At 69.8% G+C, this 19744-nt stretch carries 15 protein-coding genes; 9 read left to right on the top strand and 6 right to left on the bottom strand.

Annotated elements, in window-relative coordinates; genetic code table 11:
- Nucleotides 1–56: 56 nt before the first annotated feature.
- The 4 genes from ACIQWG_RS39895 to eccCa all read right to left on the bottom strand — a co-directional run bounded on the left by ACIQWG_RS39895 (nt 57) and on the right by eccCa (nt 7029).
- Nucleotides 57–1985 (bottom strand): ATP-binding protein, encoded by a 1929-nt coding sequence (locus ACIQWG_RS39895; protein ID WP_404105776.1) that lies wholly within the window; start codon nt 1983–1985, stop codon nt 57–59.
- 101 nt (nt 1986–2086) lie between these two features.
- Entirely contained in the window at nt 2087–2404 is a 318-nt protein-coding gene (locus ACIQWG_RS39890; protein ID WP_404105775.1) for a DUF397 domain-containing protein, read from the bottom strand.
- A gap of 83 nt (nt 2405–2487) precedes the next feature.
- Complete coding sequence (locus tag ACIQWG_RS39885) at nt 2488–2871, bottom strand: hypothetical protein (protein ID WP_404105773.1); 384 nt, start codon at nt 2869–2871, stop codon at nt 2488–2490.
- 213 nt (nt 2872–3084) lie between these two features.
- Nucleotides 3085–7029, bottom strand: coding sequence for a type VII secretion protein EccCa (gene eccCa, locus ACIQWG_RS39880; protein WP_404105771.1), 3945 nt, complete (start codon nt 7027–7029; stop codon nt 3085–3087).
- Between the two features lie 270 nt (nt 7030–7299).
- Here eccCa and eccD point away from each other — a divergent pair, with 270 nt between their 5' ends.
- From eccD to ACIQWG_RS39850, 6 genes are all read left to right on the top strand, one after another.
- Nucleotides 7300–8757, top strand: a complete 1458-nt coding sequence (gene eccD, locus ACIQWG_RS39875) for a type VII secretion integral membrane protein EccD (protein WP_404105768.1) — start codon at nt 7300–7302, stop codon at nt 8755–8757.
- A 186-nt stretch (nt 8758–8943) separates the two neighbouring features.
- The gene (gene rpsO / locus ACIQWG_RS39870; protein ID WP_190076129.1) at nt 8944–9231 is read left to right on the top strand and encodes a 30S ribosomal protein S15; all 288 of its coding nucleotides are present in this window, start codon (nt 8944–8946) and stop codon (nt 9229–9231) included.
- A gap of 308 nt (nt 9232–9539) precedes the next feature.
- Nucleotides 9540–11762: a polyribonucleotide nucleotidyltransferase gene (locus ACIQWG_RS39865; protein WP_404105764.1), complete on the top strand. Its 2223-nt coding sequence runs from the start codon at nt 9540–9542 to the stop codon at nt 11760–11762.
- The gene (locus ACIQWG_RS39860) at nt 11759–13138 is read left to right on the top strand and encodes a M16 family metallopeptidase (protein ID WP_404105762.1); all 1380 of its coding nucleotides are present in this window, start codon (nt 11759–11761) and stop codon (nt 13136–13138) included. The genes ACIQWG_RS39865 and ACIQWG_RS39860 overlap by 4 nt, the downstream gene beginning before the upstream one ends.
- A gap of 42 nt (nt 13139–13180) precedes the next feature.
- A complete protein-coding gene (gene dapB, locus ACIQWG_RS39855) occupies nt 13181–13933 on the top strand; it encodes a 4-hydroxy-tetrahydrodipicolinate reductase (RefSeq protein ID WP_404105759.1) in 753 nt (250 codons plus the stop codon).
- Nucleotides 13933–14376, top strand: coding sequence for a hypothetical protein (locus ACIQWG_RS39850; RefSeq protein ID WP_404105756.1), 444 nt, complete (start codon nt 13933–13935; stop codon nt 14374–14376). The genes dapB and ACIQWG_RS39850 overlap by 1 nt, the downstream gene beginning before the upstream one ends.
- A gap of 68 nt (nt 14377–14444) precedes the next feature.
- Here ACIQWG_RS39850 and ACIQWG_RS39845 read toward each other — a convergent pair whose 3' ends face one another.
- Together ACIQWG_RS39845 and ACIQWG_RS39840 are read right to left on the bottom strand one after the other, a co-directional pair.
- The gene (locus ACIQWG_RS39845) at nt 14445–14999 is read right to left on the bottom strand and encodes a hypothetical protein (protein WP_404105753.1); all 555 of its coding nucleotides are present in this window, start codon (nt 14997–14999) and stop codon (nt 14445–14447) included.
- A gap of 90 nt (nt 15000–15089) precedes the next feature.
- Nucleotides 15090–15326: a hypothetical protein gene (locus ACIQWG_RS39840; protein WP_404105751.1), complete on the bottom strand. Its 237-nt coding sequence runs from the start codon at nt 15324–15326 to the stop codon at nt 15090–15092.
- Nucleotides 15327–15526: 200 nt separating this feature from the next.
- Between ACIQWG_RS39840 and thyX the strand changes: the two genes are divergently transcribed.
- The 3 genes from thyX to ACIQWG_RS39825 all read left to right on the top strand — a co-directional run bounded on the left by thyX (nt 15527) and on the right by ACIQWG_RS39825 (nt 19212).
- On the top strand, nt 15527–16267 hold the full coding sequence (thyX, locus tag ACIQWG_RS39835; protein ID WP_404105749.1) for an FAD-dependent thymidylate synthase: 741 nt from the start codon (nt 15527–15529) through the stop codon (nt 16265–16267).
- Between the two features lie 201 nt (nt 16268–16468).
- On the top strand, nt 16469–17368 hold the full coding sequence (dapA, locus tag ACIQWG_RS39830; protein WP_404105746.1) for a 4-hydroxy-tetrahydrodipicolinate synthase: 900 nt from the start codon (nt 16469–16471) through the stop codon (nt 17366–17368).
- A 158-nt stretch (nt 17369–17526) separates the two neighbouring features.
- The gene (locus ACIQWG_RS39825; RefSeq protein WP_404105744.1) at nt 17527–19212 is read left to right on the top strand and encodes a ribonuclease J; all 1686 of its coding nucleotides are present in this window, start codon (nt 17527–17529) and stop codon (nt 19210–19212) included.
- Nucleotides 19213–19744: the final 532 nt, after the last annotated feature.

Raw genomic sequence — 19744 nt, 5'->3', positions numbered from 1 at the left:
CTCCTTCGAATGATCAGGGGGAGAGGGGGCAAGGCAAGGGGGAGGGACGGACGTACCTACGAGGCTATCCCCGCGGCCGCCGGCGGGATGCGGAGGGCCTTCGCCCCGCGCTCGGTGGCGACGAGCAGGATGCCGTCGGGGGAGAGGTCGGCCGCGGTGAAGGGCGTGTCGGAGATCAGCGCGGCGACGACCTCCTGACTGGCCCGATCCCAGACGCGCAGGTAGTCGCCGCCACGGCTCAGCCCCAGTGGGGCAGCGGTCCGCTCGTCCTCGGAGGGGCGCAGAATCTCCGCGGGGTCGGTGTCGCCGAGGTGATCAGGCTGTACCAGGCCATGAACGAGCACCGCGGAAGTGGACCCCTCCTCGACGGCCCGCGCACCGGGCGTGCTCGCCGGCACGACGAGGACGGCGACAGGGGTGGCCGGCCCCTCCGGACGAGGCAGACTGCCGACGGTCACGGCGCTGATCCCGGGGACGGGCAGGCTCCACAGTGTCTGCCAGGGCAGCTCGATGCCGAGCCGACCGTGGATGGCCTCGGCGTACTCCGGCAGCCCGTCCTCGACGAATGCCGTCTCCAGCAGCGCCGCGCGCAACACCACGGGTGCCTGGGTACGGGTCAGCACAGGCGCCGTACGCAGATACGTACGGGCGGGCGCGTCGAGCTCCTCGACCGGCACGGCCTCGACGGCGGCGCGCAGTGGCACCGGGTCGGCGTGGACGAACAGCCCCGGGTCCGTGAGGAGTTGGGGCAGCAGTCCCGCCTCCAGCGTGTGGCCGGCGATGTGGTCGCGCACATACGGGTCGGCCCTGCTCCAGTCCTGTTCCGGCACGGACTCCAGCAGCGCCATCGCGATCTGTGACTGAGCGGCCCGGACGTTCGGCAGGCCGGCGCGGATCTCGGCACCGATGGCCGTGTGCAGCAGCCGCAGTAGCGTGCGTCCGCCTTCCGCCCCCTCCGCTTCCTGCTCCTCGGGCTGTACGAAGGGCCCGGCGAGCAGCATCCCGTCCGCGATCACCTGGCTCATGTCCCGCCCCGCGACCGCGCTCGCCAGCGGCGACCACAGCTGGACCGGTATGCCGTCCGCCTCCGCCAGGGCGAGGGGCGCCAGCAGCAGCCGTAGCGTCTGCGGGTCGGTACCGAGCCGCCGGGCGTGCAGGTCGAGGGCCTCGCCGACCGACGTCGGCAGGTGGCTCTCGTCGGCCGGGTCGAAGCCCTCCGGTGCCATCAGGGTGCAGTGGACGGCGAGTTGAACGACCAGGGGACTGGTCCCGGCGCGGGAGCCGATGGCCGCTCCCAGGGCGAGGCGGGCCGCGGGGTCCACCGTGAACGGCAGCTCGGGGGCCCCGAACTCCGGGTTCAGCGCGGCCTGGGCATGCAGCACCAGGCCCTCGGGGTCGGCCCACTCCGGCTCGTCGAGATCGATGACCTGCACCGTGCCGGGCGGCAGCCCATCGGCCAGCTCGGCGGCCAGCGGACGCGGCACCTCGGCCAGCAGCCGCACCGTCCCGGTGGCGGCCAGCGGAGCCAGCACCTCCCGTACGAGGCGGGCGGGCTCGTCAGCGGCCCGAACAGGACCGGCGCGGTCGACGTCCGGGACGACGACGGTCACCGGCTCGTCGCGGGCGGCCAGTTCGGCGAACACTCCCTCGGTGCTGGTGGCGGTGAGTTCGTAGTGGTCGGCGAGCAGCCAGAGCACCTGGGCCGCGGTCAGCCCTTCGGGAGCCGGTACGGCGGGGGGCGGCAGATCCGGCGGTACGGTCGACGGATCCATCTCGGCCAACGGCAGCTGCTTGCGGTACTCCGGTTCGCACAGCATCAGGAACCCGGTGAGCAGGCGCGAACACCCGCTGCCGGAGCCACCGGTGAGCACGACCACGCGTGGGGCACCGGGCGCGGCCCCGCGCCACGCGGTGAGCGCGCGCAGGGCGGCAACCCGGCCGCCTATGTGGGGGTGCGGTGCGTAGTCCTCGGTCGAGCCGGTCATGGGTCCCCGTGTCCTCCACCGTCGCGGATGCCTTCGCGTACGGCACCGATCCGTTCGCGTACGACGCCGATCTTAGGCGCCCGGCAGAACTGGGAGACGGCCTACTCCGCCGCCGACCCCCCATTCCCCGAACTCGGCTCCAGATCGAACTCCCCGTCCCGCGCCCCGAGCACGAACGCCGTCCACTCGGCCTCGGTGTACCGCAGCACGGTCCCGGGATCGAGAGAGGACCGCATCGCCACGGCTCCCTCGGGCAGGTACGCGATCTCGACCCGCTCCTCGTCCTGCTCGGTGCCGGGCGCGCAGTGCCACTCGACCCCGGAGATGTCGAGGGCGTACAGCTCGTCCCGCTCCCGTTCCTTGCGCGCCTTGGTGTCCTCGGCCTGCGTCCCGACCTCGTTGTCCTGTGCCTCGGTCATGCTGCTGGGCCTCTCCTGACGTGCGAACGACGAACGCCTATCACCCTACTGGCGTAGGTCGCCCCGTATGTGCCCGTCGCGGATCAGAGGTCGTGCGGCCGCAGCCTGGCGTGGGCGACTCCGGACGGCACCTTCACCTGGCCGTCGTACTGGGCCGTCGTCTCCTTCCAGATGGCGTCCTGCTCGGCCTCGTTCAGCTCGTGCGCCACGCCCATCTTGGTGAAGGCGACACCCATCCCGGCGATCCGCTCCGCCAGGCTGCCCATCGAGTCGTACATGCCGTCGCGCAGACCCTCGTAGACGACGCCGAACTTCTCGCCGATGTCGTCGTCACCCCAGGGCGGGGTGTCGCCCTCCTCGAGCTTGGTCAGCCCGGACCTCAGGGCCGTCACGGCCTTGGCGAAGTCCACGCCGACGTTGAACATGTGGAAGCCCTCGGTCTTGAGGACCGCGGGATCTGAGTCCATGAAGTCAGACGGCACAACTGCCCCCCGTGGCTCGTCGTTTCTGTCGCACCGCCACCTTAACGCCGGGCCCGGAGCGACCCCAGCCCCGCCGGGCAACAGGAAGGGGCGGCACCCCATCGGGTACCGCCCCTCGAAGCTGGGCAGACCAGCCAAGCCGGGCCGGCCGAGACCGGCGGACGCCCGGCCCGCCACCCAAGCCACGCCCTCCGACGATCAGAACCGGTTCGGCAGCCACCCCGTCTGGATCAGCTGCCCACCACGCCGACGCGTATGGAAGTACCCACGCCCCGGCGGCAGTTGCGACGCCGTGATGTTGCCGAGCAGCTGGCCCTCGGACCGCTCGCCGGAGAGGACGACACCCTGTGCGCCGAGCTCGCGCATCCGCTGCATCACCGGCTCGTACAGCGAGCGGCTGGCGCCACCCGAGGCACGGGAGATGATGACGCGCAGACCGATGTCACGGGCGAACGGCAGGTACTCCAGGAGCGGCGCCAGCGGGTTCACGCCGGTCGCCACCAGGTCGTAGTCGTCGACGATGACGAACGCGTCCGGGCTGCTGTACCAACTGCGGTTGCGCAGCTGCTCGGGCGTGACGTCCGGGCCGGGCATCCGGCGGTGCATCGAGCCGGCCAGACCCTCCAGCGTCTCCGTCAGAGCGGGCGCCGAGGCGCAGTACCGGGACAGGTGCGAGTCGGGCACACCCTCCAGGTGGGCGCGTCGGTAGTCACCCATGACGATCTTCGCCTGGTCAGGCGTGTAGCGCTCGGTGATCTGCTTGACCAGCAGCCTGAGCAGCGCGGACTTACCGGACTCGCTCTCACCGAACACGATGAACAGCGGGTCGGTCTCGAAGTCCACGAACACCGGCGAGAGCGACGACTCGTCGATACCGACGGCGACACCGCGGTCCGGGTGCTCGAAGCCCTTGGGCAGCCGGTCCACCGGGAACATCGTGGGCAGCAGCCGCACGGCCGGCGCGTGACTGCCCTGCCAGTTCTCGTTGATCCCACCGATGAGGATCGACGTCGCCTCGGACAGGTCCTCCGTCGCCGACGAGCCGTCGACGCGCGGCAGCGCCGTCATGAAGTGCAGCTTGTCCGGCGTCAGACCACGGCCCGGCACGGTGGCGGGGACGTTCTGCGCGACCTTGCGGTCGATCTCCGACTCCGTCGGGTCACCGAGCCTCAGCTCGATGCGGTTCTGGAGCATGTCCTTGAGCGCCGGACGCACCTCGGTGTAACGGCTCGCCGTCAGGATCACGTGCACACCGAACCCGAGGCCCCGGGTGGCGATCTCCGTGACGGTCGCCTCCAGCATCTCGTAGTCGGTCTTGAACGTGGCCCAGCCGTCGATGACGAGGAAGACGTCACCCCAGACCTGGTCCGGCAGCTGGCCGGCGGCCCGGCGCTGCCGGTAGGTCGTGACCGAGTCGACGTTTTTCGTGCGGAAGTACTCCTCACGCGCGTTGAGGATGCCCTCGACCTCGCTGACGGTACGGCGCACCTTCTCGGCGTCGAGACGGTTGGCGACGCCGCCGACGTGCGCCAGCTCCTCCATCGAGATCAGCGAGCCGCCACCGAAGTCCAGGCAGTAGAACTGCACTTCGGACGGCGTGTGCGTGAGCGCGAAGGACGAGATGAGCGTGCGCAGCAGCGTCGACTTGCCGGACTGCGGACCACCGACGAACAGACCGTGGCCGGCGCCGCCCGCGAAGTCCCGGTACAGCACGTCACGCCGCTGCTCGAACGGCTTGTCCACCAGGCCGACCGGCACGTTGAGCCGGCCGAGAGCGGTGTAGTCGGGCGCGGTCAGACCGCGTTCCGGGGTGACGGCGAGCTGCGGGAGCAACTGCTCCAGCGAGGGCGCCTCCTCCAGCGGGGGCAGCCACACCTGGTGGGCGGGCGGTCCCTGGTTGATCATCCGGCTGACCAGGACGTCCAGGACGGTGTCGGCGAGCGCGTCGTCCACCCGGTTGTCGGGCTCCGGCTCCTCGACGACCGGCTGCGGGGGCAGCGCCACGTGCTCCGCCGAGAACAGGGCCGGGCGCAGCTGGGTCGAGCGGTGCACCCGGGAGGGGCCCTCGCCGTGGTACGGCCCCGACACGTACGCCGCCTTGAAGCGGACCATGGTGTCGGTGTCGTACCGCAGATAACCGGAACCGGGGATCGACGGCAGGTGGTAGGCGTCCGGGACACCGATCGCCGTACGGGACTCGGCGGCGGAGAAGGTCCGCAGACCGATCCGGTACGAGAGGTAGGTGTCCAGACCGCGCAGCTTGCCCTCTTCCAGGCGCTGCGAGGCCAGCAGCAGGTGCACACCCAGCGATCGGCCGATACGACCGATCTGGATGAACATGTCGATGAAGTCCGGCTTGGCCGTGAGGAGTTCGGAGAACTCGTCGAGCACGATCACCAGCGAGGCCATCGGCTCCAGCGCGGCGCCGGCGGCACGTGCCTTCTCGTAGTCGTGCAGGTTGGCGTAGTTGCCGGCCGACCGCAGCAGCTCCTGACGGCGCTGCGTCTCACCCATGATCGAGTCACGCATACGGTCGACGAGCGTGAGGTCGTCCGCGAGGTTGGTGATGACGGCCGCGGTGTGCGGCATGTCCGCCATGCCGGCGAAGGTGGCGCCACCCTTGAAGTCCGCGAGGATGAAGTTCAGCGTCTCCGAGGAGTGCGTCACCGCGAGACCGAGCACCAGCGTACGCAGCACCTCGGACTTGCCGGAACCGGTGGCGCCGACGCACAGACCGTGCGGGCCCATGCCCTCCTGCGAGGCCTCCTTGAGGTCCAGCATGACCGGCTCGCCGTTCTCGCCGACACCGATCGGCACCCGCAGCCGCTCGTGCAGCGTGCGCGGACGCCAGGTGCGGGAGACGTCGACCGTGCCGGCGTCGCCGATGCCCATGAGGTCGGTGAAGTCCAGGTTGGACAGAAGGGGTTCGCCCTCCTCCGCGGAGCCGACCCGGAACGGGGCCAGCTGCCGGGCCAGGGACTCGGCCTGCGCCGTGTTCAGGACGTCCGGCCTGCCGTTGTACGCCGACTCGTGGCCGACGAACAGCCGCATCCGCTCCGGCTTCGCGTAGATCGTCAGACCGGCGCGCAGCTCCTCCTCCAGCGGGCCGGGGGAGATCTCCAGGAAGGTGACGCCCTGGAGGCCCTCGGCGCTGGCGAGCTCGGAGTCCGGCGGCACGGTGCCGCCGTCGAGCACCACGATCAGGTGCGGCTGGTCGTAGACGGGCGTCGCCTCACGGTTCCAGCGGGGCCGGTCGCCCAACTGGTCGGCCAGCGCCTCCTCCAGCTCCCCGAGGTCGTCGAAGAGGAGCCGGGCCGAGCCCGCCCCGTCCTTCTGCTTCGGGTGCTGGCTGTGCGGCAGCCACTTGATCCAGTCCCAGTCCGCCGCCGCGGAGGGGTGGGCCACCACGGCGATCATCAGGTCCTCGGGCGAGTGCAGCGTCGCCAACTGGGACAGGGACGCGCGGGCATTGCCGTAGACCGTGTCGCTCTCGCCGCAGATCGTCACGTGGTAAAAGGCGCGCAGCGAGATGGACACGGGCAGATCGGACAGACTGCCGTGCGCGTCGAGGAACGCCTTCATGGCCGCCGCGGTCAGCGGCTCCAGCTCCTCCTTCGGCGCCGTCTCCGGCGCGACGAGCGGAGTGTTCAACTGCTGCACCCCACGGCCGATCCGTACGGAGGCGAAGTCCGCGTCCATCGGACGCCGCTCCCACAGCCGCTTGCCGTCGGCCGCCACCGCCCACAGCTGCTCCGGGTCGGGATGCTGGAAGAGCTGGCTCTGCCGCTGGAGTTCAGCGGTCTTGTGCACGTCCTTGCGGACCTGCTCCAGATAGCGGAAGTAGTCACGCCGGTCCTGGGCCATCCCCGCGCCGCCGCCCTGACGGGACTTGGCGAACTGGGCGATGGCCATGGCCAGTGTCGAGGCCAGCATCAGCCCGCCGACCACCCGCATGTACGAGGGCAGGTTGGGCATGAAGAAGAAGCCGACGGAACCCAGCATGCCCATCATGGGCAGCAGGTTCATCAGCATGCTTTCGTCGCCCTCGCGAGGGATCTCGGGGGGCGTCTCCAGTTTGACCTCGCCGTCCGGGACGGCCGGCGGCACTATCCGCGGTGGTCGTTTGATGATGACGACGCTCACCGATGCACTCATCCTTCGCGATTGATACGTCCTGGCACCGACGCCCCCGTGTACCGCGACGTGATTCTCGTTCGCGTAGGCGTCGTTCGCGTAGAGGACGATCCTACTGATGCGCGCGAGGCCCGAGGGAGGGTGGCGGATGGAGATGCGGCGCAGGTCCTGGGAGGAATGGGGGAGGTAGCCCCTGAGCCGGGTACGGCAACGGATATGGTGGCGCTCCGCGTCGTACGAGCGGCGTGAGGAAGCCTTGTCTAGCAGGGGGAACACCAGGTGAGCACGGGGACTTCGACAGGTTTCTGCCGAATCACCATCGCAGCACCGGACAGTCGTGTGGATGTCGCGCTGCCCGAGGACTTGCCGATCCAGGATCTCTTTCCCGAGATCGTGAGGCTCTCGGGCATGGTCCAGTCGGACACCAGCCCCTCGGGCTACCACCTCGTGACGCGCGAGGGCCAGGTGCTCGACGCCAGCCGCTCGTTGCTGGAGCACCGGGTCAGGGACGGTGACGTGCTGCTGCTGCGCACGTTCGCCGACTCACTGCCGCCGGCCGTGCACGATGACGTCGTCGACGCCATCGCCGCCGCGGTCAAGCAGGACACCCGCAGCTGGAACGACAACCTGATGCGGGTCGCCGGTCTCGTCGCCGGTTCGTTGCTGCTGGTCATGCTCGGCTTCGTCTTCTGGTTCGCGGATCCGGTACGGCACGACATGAACGGCCTCCAGGGCATCCTGGCCGGCGTGACCGCGCTCGCCCTGACGGCGCTGGCCGGTGTGCGGGCCCGGGTGTACGACGACCGCGGCTCCGCCGTCGCACTCGGCATCTCGGCGCTGCCGCACGCGCTCATCGCCGGCTCCGGCGTGATCCCCCAGGACGCGGGCGAGGGCCCCGGCCGGATCCAGTTCCTGGTCGGCTGTGTGGCCGTCCTGCTCTTCTCCGTCGTACTGATCATGCTGCTGCCCCAGGGCGACGCGCCGTTCGTGGCCGCCGCGCTGGCCTCCGCGATCGGCACGCTCGCCGTGTTCTGCGGAGTGCTCACCGAGGCGGAGCCCCGTGAGATCGCCGCCGGCACCTCCGTCGTCGCCCTCGCGGTGGTCGGCTTCCTGCCCGGCTGGTCGTCCCGCTTCGCCAAGCTGCCGATCGGCTTCCGCAACCCCGAGGACCTGGCCCGCGCCCGCCGCGAGGGCCGCGAGGGCGACATGGAGGCCGTCGACGTCCAGCGCATCGTCGCCCAGACCAGCCGCGGCCACGAACTGCTGCTCGGCCTGGTCGGCGGCTGCGCCGCGGTGATCATCGGCGCGGGCGGCGCGGTCCTCGGCTTCAGCGACAGCGGCTGGGCCCAGCTGCTGGCCCTGTGCACCGGCCTCGCGGCGATGCTGCGGGCCCGGCTGTTCCGCTACACCGCCCAGGTCACCTGCCTCTTCGTGGCCGGTGTCATCACGCTCGCCCTGCTCGTCCTCGGTCTCGCGATCTCGCCGCCGGCCGACGTCATCGTCGACCTGCTCCAGGGCAACTCTGGCCCGGTCGACGTACGGACCCTGTGGCTCGGCGCCTCGGTCGGTGCCGGTGTGCTGCTGCTGATCGCGATCGCCCTGATCGTGCCGCAGAAGGGGCTCTCCCCCTTCTGGGGCCGCATGCTGGACCTCGCGGACTCGCTGGTGCTGCTCTCCCTGGTGCCGATCTGCCTGGCCGTCCTCGACGTCTACGCCAAGATGCGCGGCGGCATCTGACCAGCGCCTCCCGCCGGTCGGGGGCGGGTCCGCGGGCTGGTACGCTGTGTGACGGCCGTTTGTGTACGCGCCCCCGGACCATCTGGGGGCTGCGCCCAGCGGATCCCCGCCTCCCGAGTCATGGAAGCTCCCCTGAGAAGTGGACCAGGGGCACTCGGTGGCAAGCAGAGACTACGAGGAGTACACGTGTCGCTCGACACCGCCACGAAGAAGCAGATCATCGCCGAGTTCGGTACCAAGGAGGGCGACACCGGCTCCCCCGAGGTCCAGGTCGCCATGCTCTCGCGTCGCATCTCGGACCTCACCGAGCACCTCAAGACCCACAAGCACGACCACCACTCCCGTCGTGGTCTGCTGATCCTGGTCGGTCAGCGTCGCCGCCTTCTCCAGTACCTGGCGAAGAAGGACATCCAGCGTTTCCGTACGCTGGTCGACCGCCTCGGCATCCGCCGCGGTGCGGCGGGCGCCAAGTAGGACGCCATGAGGGGAGCGGTTCCCGGAGGATCGGGAGCCGCTCCCTTTGCCGTACGTGCCCGCCGTACGTGCGGAAACGTGCGGAGTGTCACACCTACTTTGTAGTGTGGTAGCACAACGCAGTACCACGAGGAGAAGTGCACCTCGCCGCCGCCGGTCCTCGGTAGTGGCCCCCGGGCGTTGCGAACCCGGGTGCTTCGATCGAAGACCGGCCCGCACCAGATGGAGCGCTTCTCCGCGTACGTCCCTCCGCCACACGGGCGGATCGGGACAAAGACGAAAAGACGAAAGTAACGGAGAAAACGCTAGTGGAGAACGAGACCCACTACGCCGAGGCCGTCATTGACAACGGCTCCTTCGGCACCCGCACCATCCGCTTCGAGACGGGCCGCCTGGCCAAGCAGGCCGCCGGTTCCGCCGTGGCGTACCTGGACGACGACACCATGGTGCTGTCGGCCACCACCGCCTCCAAGAACCCCAAGGACCAGCTCGACTTCTTCCCGCTCACGGTGGACGTCGAGGAGCGGATGTACGCCGCCGGCAAGATCCCCGGCAGCTTCTTCCGCCGTGAGGGCCGTCCCTCCGAGGACGCCATCCTCACCTGCCGCCTGATCGACCGCCCGCTGCGCCCGTCCTTCAAGAAGGGCCTGCGCAACGAGATCCAGGTCGTCGCCACGATCATGGCGCTCAACCCCGACCACCTGTACGACGTCGTGGCGATCAACGCCGCGTCCGCGTCCACGCAGCTGGCCGGTCTGCCCTTCTCCGGCCCGATCGGCGGCGTCCGCGTCGCGCTGATCCGCGGCCAGTGGGTGGCCTTCCCGACGCACACCGAGCTCGAGGACGCCGTCTTCGACATGGTCGTCGCGGGCCGCACCCTGGAGGACGGCGACGTCGCGATCATGATGGTCGAGGCCGAGGCCACCGAGGGCACCATCAAGCTGGTCCAGGGTGGCGCCGATGCCCCGACCGAGGAGGTCGTCGCCGCCGGTCTGGAAGCCGCGAAGCCCTTCATCAAGGTGCTCTGCAAGGCCCAGGCCGACCTCGCCGCGAAGGCCGCCAAGCCGACCGGTGAGTTCCCGATCTTCCTGGACTACCAGGACGACGTCCTCGAGGCCCTGACCGCCGCCGTCAAGCCGGAGCTCGCCTCCGCGCTGACCATCGCCGGCAAGCAGGAGCGCGAGTCCGAGCTGGACCGCGTCAAGGCGCTCGCCGCCGAGAAGCTCCTGCCGGAGTTCGAGGGCCGCGAGAAGGAGATCTCCGCCGCGTACCGCTCGCTGACCAAGTCCCTGGTCCGTGAGCGCGTCATCAAGGAGAAGAAGCGCATCGACGGCCGTGGCGTCACGGACATCCGTACGCTCGCCGCCGAGGTCGAGGCCATCCCGCGCGTGCACGGCTCCGCCGTGTTCGAGCGTGGCGAGACCCAGATCCTGGGCGTCACCACGCTGAACATGCTCCGCATGGAGCAGCAGCTCGACACGCTGTCGCCGGTGACGCGCAAGCGCTACATGCACAACTACAACTTCCCGCCGTACTCCACCGGTGAGACCGGCCGCGTCGGCTCCCCGAAGCGCCGCGAGATCGGCCACGGCGCTCTCGCCGAGCGCGCCCTGGTGCCGGTCCTGCCGACGCGCGAGGAGTTCCCCTACGCGATCCGCCAGGTCTCCGAGGCGCTGAGCTCCAACGGCTCGACGTCCATGGGCTCGGTCTGCGCCTCCACCATGTCGCTGCTGAACGCCGGTGTGCCGCTGAAGGCCCCCGTCGCCGGTATCGCCATGGGCCTGATCTCCCAGGAGATCGAGGGCGAGACGCACTACGTCACCCTCACCGACATCCTCGGTGCGGAGGACGCCTTCGGCGACATGGACTTCAAGGTCGCCGGCACCAAGGAGTTCGTGACCGCCCTCCAGCTCGACACCAAGCTGGACGGCATCCCGGCCTCCGTCCTGGCCGCCGCTCTGAAGCAGGCCCGTGACGCCCGCCTCCACATCCTCGACGTGATGATGGAAGCGATCGACACGCCGGACGAGATGTCCCCGAACGCGCCGCGGATCATCACCGTGAAGATCCCGGTCGACAAGATCGGTGAGGTCATCGGCCCCAAGGGCAAGATGATCAACCAGATCCAGGAGGACACCGGCGCCGAGATCACGATCGAGGACGACGGCACCATCTACATCGGTGCCGCCGACGGCCCCGCCGCCGAGGCCGCCCGCACCACGATCAACGGCATCGCCAACCCGACGATGCCCGAGGTCGGCGAGCGCTACTTGGGCACGGTCGTGAAGACGACCACCTTCGGCGCCTTCGTCTCCCTGCTCCCCGGCAAGGACGGTCTGCTGCACATCTCGCAGATCCGCAAGCTGGCCGGCGGCAAGCGTGTGGAGAACGTCGAGGACGTGCTCGGTGTGGGCCAGAAGGTCCAGGTCGAGATCGCCGAGATCGACTCCCGCGGCAAGCTCTCGCTCATCCCGGTCATCGAGGGCGAAGAAGGCTCCGACGAGGACAAGAAGGACGACACCGACCAGTGACGTCGAGTAGCTCCACGACGACGGCCCGCACCTCCTCGGAGGCGCGGGCCGTCGCCCGTACCCAAACCCTCATCAAGGGCGAGAACGGCATCGGCACGGTCCGCAAGACCACCCTCCCGGGCGGCCTGCGCATCGTCACCGAGACCCTGCCCTCGGTCCGCTCGGCGACCTTCGGCATCTGGGCACACGTCGGCTCCCGCGACGAGACACCGGCCCTGAACGGCGCCACGCACTACCTGGAGCACCTGCTCTTCAAGGGCACGACGCGCAGGTCGGCGCTGGACATCTCCTCCGCGCTGGACGCCGTCGGCGGCGAGATGAACGCCTTCACGGCGAAGGAGTACACGTGCTACTACGCGCGCGTGCTCGACGCCGACCTGCCGCTCGCCATAGACGTCGTCTGCGACATGCTGACCGGCTCGCTCATCCTCGAAGAGGACGTCGACGTCGAGCGGGGCGCCATCCTCGAAGAGATCGCCATGACCGAGGACGACCCGGGCGACTGTGTGCACGACCTGTTCGCGCACACGATGTTCGGCGACAACCCCCTCGGCCGCCCGGTCCTCGGCACGGTCGACACGGTCAACGCCCTCACCGCCGACCGCATCCGCCGCTTCTACAAGAAGCACTACGACCCGACCCACCTGGTCGTGGCGGCCGCCGGCAACATCGACCACAACAAGGTCGTACGACAGGTTCGTGCCGCCTTCGAGAAGGCGGGCGCCTTCAAGAACGGTGACGCCGCGCCCATCGCCCCGCGCGACGGGCGCCGCGCCTTGCGCACCGCCGGCCGTGTCGAACTCCTCGGCCGCAAGACCGAGCAGGCCCATGTCGTCCTCGGCATGCCCGGCCTGGCCCGCACGGACGAGCGCCGCTGGGCCCTGGGTGTGCTCAACACCGCCCTCGGCGGCGGCATGTCGTCCCGGCTGTTCCAGGAGGTCCGCGAGAAGCGCGGCCTCGCCTACAGCGTGTACTCGTACACCTCGGGCTTCGCCGACTGCGGTCTCTTCGGCGTGTACGCGGGCTGCCGGCCGTCGCAGGTCCACGACGTGCTGAAGATCTGCCGTGACGAGCTCGACCAGGTCGCCGAACACGGCCTGTCCGACGACGAGATCGCCCGCGCCATCGGCCAGCTCCGCGGCTCCACCGTCCTCGGCCTGGAGGACACCGGCGCGCTGATGAACCGCATCGGCAAGAGCGAGCTGTGCTGGGGCGAGCAGATGTCCGTCGACGACATGCTGGCCCGGATCGCGGCGGTGACCCCGGACGACGTCCGCTCGGTCGCCCGCGACATCCTGGGCCGGCGGCCCTCGCTGTCGGTCATCGGCCCGCTGAAGGACAAGCAGGCGTCCCGGCTGAACGACGCCGTGGCCTGACCTGTCCGCCCTCGGAACATCCGACGTAAGGAAGCAACAGAGATGAGCAAGCTGCGCGTGGCGGTCCTCGGCGCCAAGGGCCGGATCGGCTCCGAGGCGGTACGGGCGGTCGAGGCCGCCGAGGACATGGAGCTGGTCGCCGCCCTCGGCCGGGGCGACCAGCTGGAGACGCTCGCGGAGACGGGCGCCCAGGTGGCCGTCGAACTGACCACGCCCGACTCGGTCATGGCCAACCTCGACTACTGCGTGAACCACGGCATCCACGCGGTCGTCGGCACCACGGGCTGGACCGACGAACGCCTCGCGCAGCTGAACGGCTGGCTGGCCGCCTCCCCGGAGACCGGTGTGCTCATCGCGCCGAACTTCTCCATCGGGGCCGTACTGACGATGAAGTTCGCGCAGATCGCCGCGCCCTACTTCGAGTCCGTCGAAGTCGTCGAGCTGCACCACCCGAAGAAGGTCGACGCCCCGTCCGGCACCGCCACCCGCACCGCCCAGCTCATCGCCGAGGCCCGCCGCGCCGCCGGTACGGCCCCCGCGCCGGACGCCACGGAGACCGGCCTGGACGGCGCCCGTGGAGCCGACGTCGACGGGGTGCCGGTGCACGCGGTCCGGCTGCGCGGCCTGCTGGCCCACCAGGAGGTCCTGCTCGGCGGCGAGGGCGAGACGCTCACCGTGCGGCACGACTCCCTGCACCACAGCAGCTTCATGCCGGGCATCCTGCTCGGCGCGCGCCGCGTGGTGACCACTCCGGGCCTCACGTTCGGCCTGGAACACTTCCTGGACCTCGGCTGATGCGCGCCAAGCTGTCCTACGCCATAACGGCCGCCGTCCTGGTCGTCTACTTCGTCCTGGTCGGCAGCCGTGGCGTGATGCTCATCCAGTCCGGCACCGTCATCACCGTCACCTTCGGCGTGGCGGTGCTGATCCTGCCGGTGATCGGGCTGTGGTTCCTGTGGAAGAACACCCAGTTCGTCCGCAGGGCCAACGCCCTCGCCGCCGAACTCGACGCCGAGGGCGGACTGCCCGTCGACGAGCTGAAGCGGACGCCGGGCGGTCGCATCGACCGTGACTCGGCCGACGAGGTCTTCGCCAAGCGCAGGGCCGAGACGGAGGCGGCTCCGGAGGACTGGCGCAGCTGGTTCCGCCTCGCGGTCGCCTACCACGACGCCCGGGACACCCCACGGGCGCGCAAGGCGATGCAGCAGGCCATCGCGCTGCACGACACCGCTCACTGAGGCGGTCCCTCGACGAGGGTGGGCCCGGACCGCGTGTGCGGTCCGGGCCCACCCATGCCGTCCTCGGCTCAGCTCCGCGTGTTCTCAGCCGCCCAGGCCTCGACCGCGTCGGCGGCCCGGTCGAACGCCGCGACCCGCGCCAGGAAGTCCGCGTTGTGCGTGGTCATCAGCGTCGGCGTGTCATCCGCCGCCCGACCACGCCGTACGAGAATCAGCGCCTGCCCCTGCACGGTGCGCGGCAGCCCCAGCCAGCGGACCGGCTGCTGCACCGTCCGTACGGCGACGACCTGGTCCCAGGGCACCGTGCGCGTGAGGAGGAAGCCCACCCGCCGCAGCCCGCGCGCGCTCACCCACACGCCCACGCGCAGCAGGCGCAGGGCGACGACGATGGCGGCCAGCGCGAGGGCGAAGACCACCGCGGCCTCGTTCACCGTGCCGGTCAGGGCGATGATGACCGCCGCGAACAGCACGAACGAGGCGAGCAGCAGCCCCAACGCCGCCAAGCCCACCCGCCACGGCCCGGGACGGTAGGGACGCCGCCAGCGGTCGTGGTCGTCGAAGGGCAGCGCGACATCGTCGGCTGCCTCGAATGCGCGGTCGGCCGTCAGGAAGGGCAGGGGCACGGCTGGTCCTCACTCAATCCATGCTTGGGCGGTGCCCGGTGAGGTTATCGACCCGTGTCCCCGCTCACCACCTGTGGGGGTCCGATGGAGTCAGTGCCCCTGGGAGGCCTGTGACTCCTGAACCGGTGTGGACGTGTCGGTGGACAGCGCCGGCATGCCGACGACCAGCGACCCGACCAGCCCGGCGACGATGGTGAGCCCCAGCAGCCACCGCCCGGCCATCTGGCCGACGGAGGCCCGCTCGCGGGGCGGGGGACTGACATTACTGCGGAATCGGTCGGCTTCGGCGAGGAAGGCGAAGGGTACGGACTCGCGCCGACGGAACATCGGGGGGTCTTCTCCTCTCGGGATCGTGTGAGTGACCGTCATCAACACAGACGAGCGAGTGCCCCAAAAGGTGCCCGGTTTCACCGAATTCACAGAAATTCGCCGTCGTATGTCGCGACCCGGCACCGAACGCCCCGTTGTCAGTGCCGACCCGTAGAGTGGGCGCCGCCCAGCGAAGTGATGGAAGGACCCTCCGAGCCGTGACCGACACCCCCGCCGACGACCTCAAGCCCAGCTTCCGCAGTGACGTCAGCGTCGAGCTGGTCAAGCACAGCGCGGCCGACTCCGACGTGCTGTGGGCCGCCCGCGTCTCCACCGCCGGCGAGCAGTCCCTGGACGAGCTGAAGAAGGACCCGGAGCGCTCCAAGGGCCTGATCAACTACCTGATGCGGGACCGGCACGGCAGCCCCTTCGAGCACAACTCGATGACCTTCTTCATCAGCGCCCCGATCTTCGTCTTCCGCGAGTTCATGCGGCACCGCGTGGGCTGGTCGTACAACGAGGAGTCCGGGCGGTACAGGGAGCTCCAGCCCGTCTTCTACGTCCCCGGCGAGTCCCGCAAGCTGGTCCAGGAGGGCCGCCCGGGCAAGTACGTCTTCGTCGAGGGCACCCAGGCCCAGCAGGAACTGGTCGGCCGCGTCATGGAGGACTCGTACCGGCAGGCGTACGACTCCTACCAGGAGATGCTCGCCGCCGGCGTCGCCCGCGAGGTCGCCCGCGCGGTCCTCCCGGTCGGCCTGTTCTCGTCGATGTACGCCACCTGCAACGCACGCTCGCTGATGCACTTCCTCGGCCTGCGCACCCAGCACGAACTGGCGAAGGTGCCGTCCTTCCCGCAGCGGGAGATCGAGATGGTCGGCGAGAAGATGGAGGCGGAGTGGGCCAAGCTCATGCCGCTGACGTACGCCGCCTTCAATGCGAACGGCCGGGTGGCGCCGTAGCGCGACCCCAGGCACGGAGCCATGGGTCAGCCTCATGAAGTGTCCGTATTGCGGCATTTAGAGAAGTTCATCTAGCCTGATCAAACGGACCCGGCACTGCTTGAACCCCCGAGCAGGCAGTGCCGGGCTCCTTATTTGTCCTGACTTTCCCGCACCCCCCGAGGGCAGACCCGGCCGTGCGCAACGAGTAGCGTGTAACCCATGGCTCCGACCTCCACTCCGCAGACCCCCTTCGGGCGGGTCCTCACCGCCATGATCACGCCCTTCACGGCGGACGGCGCACTCGACCTCGACGGTGCACAGCGGCTCGCCACGCACCTGGTGGACGCAGGCAACGACGGCCTGATCATCAACGGCACCACCGGCGAGTCCCCCACCACCAGCGATGCGGAGAAATCGGAGCTGGTGCGGGCGGTACTGGAGGCCGTCGGCGACCGCGCCCATGTCGTGGCCGGAGTCGGCACCAACGACACCCACCACAGCCTCGAGCTGGCGCGCGCGGCACAGCGGGTGGGCGCACACGGCCTGCTGGTCGTCACGCCCTACTACAACAAGCCCCCGCAGGAGGGCCTGTACCGCCACTTCAGCGCCATCGCCGACGCCACCGAGCTGCCGGTGATGCTCTACGACATCCCCGGCCGCAGCGGCGTCCCGATCAACACCGAGACGATCGTCCGGCTCGCCGAGCATCCGAGGATCGTCGCCAACAAGGACGCCAAGGGAGACCTGGGCCGCGCGAGCTGGGCCATCGCGCGCACCGGCCTCGCCTGGTACTCCGGCGACGACATGCTGAACCTGCCGCTGCTCTCCGTGGGCGCGGTCGGCTTCGTCTCGGTCGTGGGCCACGTCGTCACCCCCGACCTGCGCGCGCTCGTCGACGCGTACGTCTCCGGTGACGTCCAGAAGGCCACGGAGATCCATCAGAAGCTGCTGCCGGTCTACACCGGCATGTTCCGCACCCAGGGCGTCATGACCACCAAGGCGGCGCTCACGCTCCAGGGCCTGCCCGCCGGACCGCTGCGCGCACCGATGGCGGAATGCTCACCCGAGGAGATCGAGCAGCTCAAGATCGATCTTGCCGCCGGCGGGGTACAGCTCTAACACCAGACTTCGCGCGCACGGCGCGCAGACGGACTTCACAACTGAATAAGCGGGCCACCGGTGCCTGCGCACTACACACAACGACAACTGCTTCTGCACGAACGTCACGCGCGCCACGTGCCCGGCCGGTACGTGGCGCGCGTGGTGAGGAGAGTCTTTTGAGTCATCCGCATCCTGAACTCGGCTCGCCGCCGCCGCTCCCCGAAGGCGGCCTGCGGGTCACCCCGCTCGGCGGCCTCGGCGAAATCGGCCGAAACATGACGGTCTTCGAGTACGGCGGCCGTCTGCTGATCGTCGACTGCGGAGTGCTCTTCCCTGAGGAGGAGCAGCCCGGAATCGACCTGATCCTGCCGGACTTCTCGTCCATCCGGGACCGCCTCGACGACATCGAGGGCATCGTCCTCACGCACGGTCACGAGGACCACATCGGAGGCGTCCCGTTCCTTCTCCGGGAGAAGCCGGACATCCCGCTGATCGGCTCCAAGCTGACCCTCGCCCTCATCGAGGCCAAGCTCCAGGAGCACCGCATCCGCCCCTACACCCTTGAGGTGGCCGAGGGGCACCGCGAGCGCATCGGCCCCTTCGACTGCGAGTTCGTCGCCGTCAACCACTCCATCCCGGACGCCCTGGCGGTCGCCATCCGCACCCCGGCCGGCATGGTCGTCCACACCGGCGACTTCAAGATGGACCAGCTTCCGCTGGACAACCGTCTGACCGACCTGCACGCTTTCGCGCGGCTGAGCGAGGAAGGCATCGACCTCCTCCTCTCCGACTCCACGAACGCGGAGGTCCCGGGCTTCGTCCCGCCCGAGCGGGACATCTCCAACGTCCTGCGCCAGGTCTTCGCGAACGCCCGCAAGCGGATCATCGTGGCGAGCTTCGCCAGCCACATCCACCGCATCCAGCAGATCCTGGACGCGGCCCACGAGTACGGCCGCCGGGTCGCCTTCGTCGGCCGCTCGATGGTCCGCAACATGGGCATCGCCAGGGACCTGGGCTACCTGAAGGTCCCCCCGGGTCTGGTCGTGGACATCAAGACGCTGGACGACCTCCCGGACCACGAGGTCGTGCTGGTCTGCACGGGCTCCCAGGGCGAACCGATGGCGGCCCTGTCCCGTATGGCCAACCGCGACCACCAGATCCGCATCGTCGAGGGCGACACGGTGATCCTGGCGTCGTCGTTGATCCCCGGCAACGAGAACGCGGTGTACCGCGTCATCAACGGCCTGACCCGGTGGGGCGCGAACGTCGTCCACAAGGGCAACGCCAAGGTCCACGTCTCGGGCCACGCCTCGGCCGGCGAGCTGCTGTACTTCTACAACATCTGCCGTCCGAAGAACCTGATGCCGGTGCACGGCGAATGGCGCCACCTGCGCGCCAACGCCGAACTGGGCGCCCTGACCGGCGTCCCGCACGACCGCATCGTCATCGCCGAGGACGGCGTCGCCGTCGACCTCATCGAAGGCAAGGCCAAGATCTCGGGCAAGGTCCAGGCGGGCTACGTCTATGTCGACGGCCTCTCGGTCGGCGACGTGGGCGAGCCGGCCCTCAAGGACCGCAAGATCCTCGGCGACGAGGGCATCATCTCGGTCTTCGTGGTGGTGGACTCCTCCACCGGCAAGATCACGGGAGGCCCGCACGTCCAGGCCCGCGGCTCCGGCATCGAGGACTCCGCCTTCACGGATGTCATCCCGAAGATCACGGAGGTGCTCGAGCGCTCGGCCCAGGACGGTGTGGTCGAACCGCACCAGCTCCAGCAGCTGGTGCGCCGGACGCTCGGCAAGTGGGTCTCCGACACCTATCGCCGCAGGCCGATGATCCTGCCTGTGGTGGTGGAGGTCTGACGGCCTGTCGGACGTTCGACTGAGCGAACCAGGAGCGGGGGGGGGGGGGGGGGGGGGGGGGGGCCGGCCCCCCCCCCCCCCCCCCCCGCACCCCCCCCCCCCCCCCCCCCCCCCCCCCCCCCCCCCCCCCCCCCCCCCCCGAGGGAACCCAAAACCACAAAAAAACCCCCCCCCCACACCCCCCGCGCTCTGGGGGGGGGGTGGGGGGGGGGCCCCCCCCGGGGGGCCCCCGGGGGGCCCCCCCCCCCCGGGGGGGGGGCCCGGGGGGGCCCCCCCCCCCCCCCCCGCTCCAGTACGTTTACGGCTCCGCCCGACCGGGAACCCGACCACCTCGTGTGTCGGAACCAGTCCCCGGAGGGGGCGGGAATTCCGACTCAGAATCTCTGATAAAGTCGGGATCGCCGGAAAGGGAAACGCGAGAGCGGGAACCTGGAAAACACCGAGGAAATCGGATCGGAAAACGGTCTGATAGAGTCGGAAACGCAAGACCGAAGGGAAAAGCCCGGAGGAAAGCCCGAGAGGGTGAGTACAA

This window comes from Streptomyces sp. NPDC098781 (assembly GCF_044759995.1).
GTDB lineage: Bacteria > Actinomycetota > Actinomycetes > Streptomycetales > Streptomycetaceae > Streptomyces.
Note: the sequence above shows the minus strand (reverse complement) of the source record. Positions and strands in the feature narration are given on the sequence as shown.

Coding starts and splice junctions, on each gene's coding strand:
- ACIQWG_RS39895 (WP_404105776.1), bottom strand. CDS start 1,985: ATGACCGGCTCGACCGAGGACTACGCACCGCACCCCCACATAGGCGGC.
- ACIQWG_RS39890 (WP_404105775.1), bottom strand. CDS start 2,404: ATGACCGAGGCACAGGACAACGAGGTCGGGACGCAGGCCGAGGACACC.
- ACIQWG_RS39885 (WP_404105773.1), bottom strand. CDS start 2,871: ATGGACTCAGATCCCGCGGTCCTCAAGACCGAGGGCTTCCACATGTTC.
- dapB (WP_404105759.1), top strand. CDS start 13,181: ATGAGCAAGCTGCGCGTGGCGGTCCTCGGCGCCAAGGGCCGGATCGGC.
- ACIQWG_RS39850 (WP_404105756.1), top strand. CDS start 13,933: ATGCGCGCCAAGCTGTCCTACGCCATAACGGCCGCCGTCCTGGTCGTC.
- ACIQWG_RS39840 (WP_404105751.1), bottom strand. CDS start 15,326: ATGTTCCGTCGGCGCGAGTCCGTACCCTTCGCCTTCCTCGCCGAAGCC.
- dapA (WP_404105746.1), top strand. CDS start 16,469: ATGGCTCCGACCTCCACTCCGCAGACCCCCTTCGGGCGGGTCCTCACC.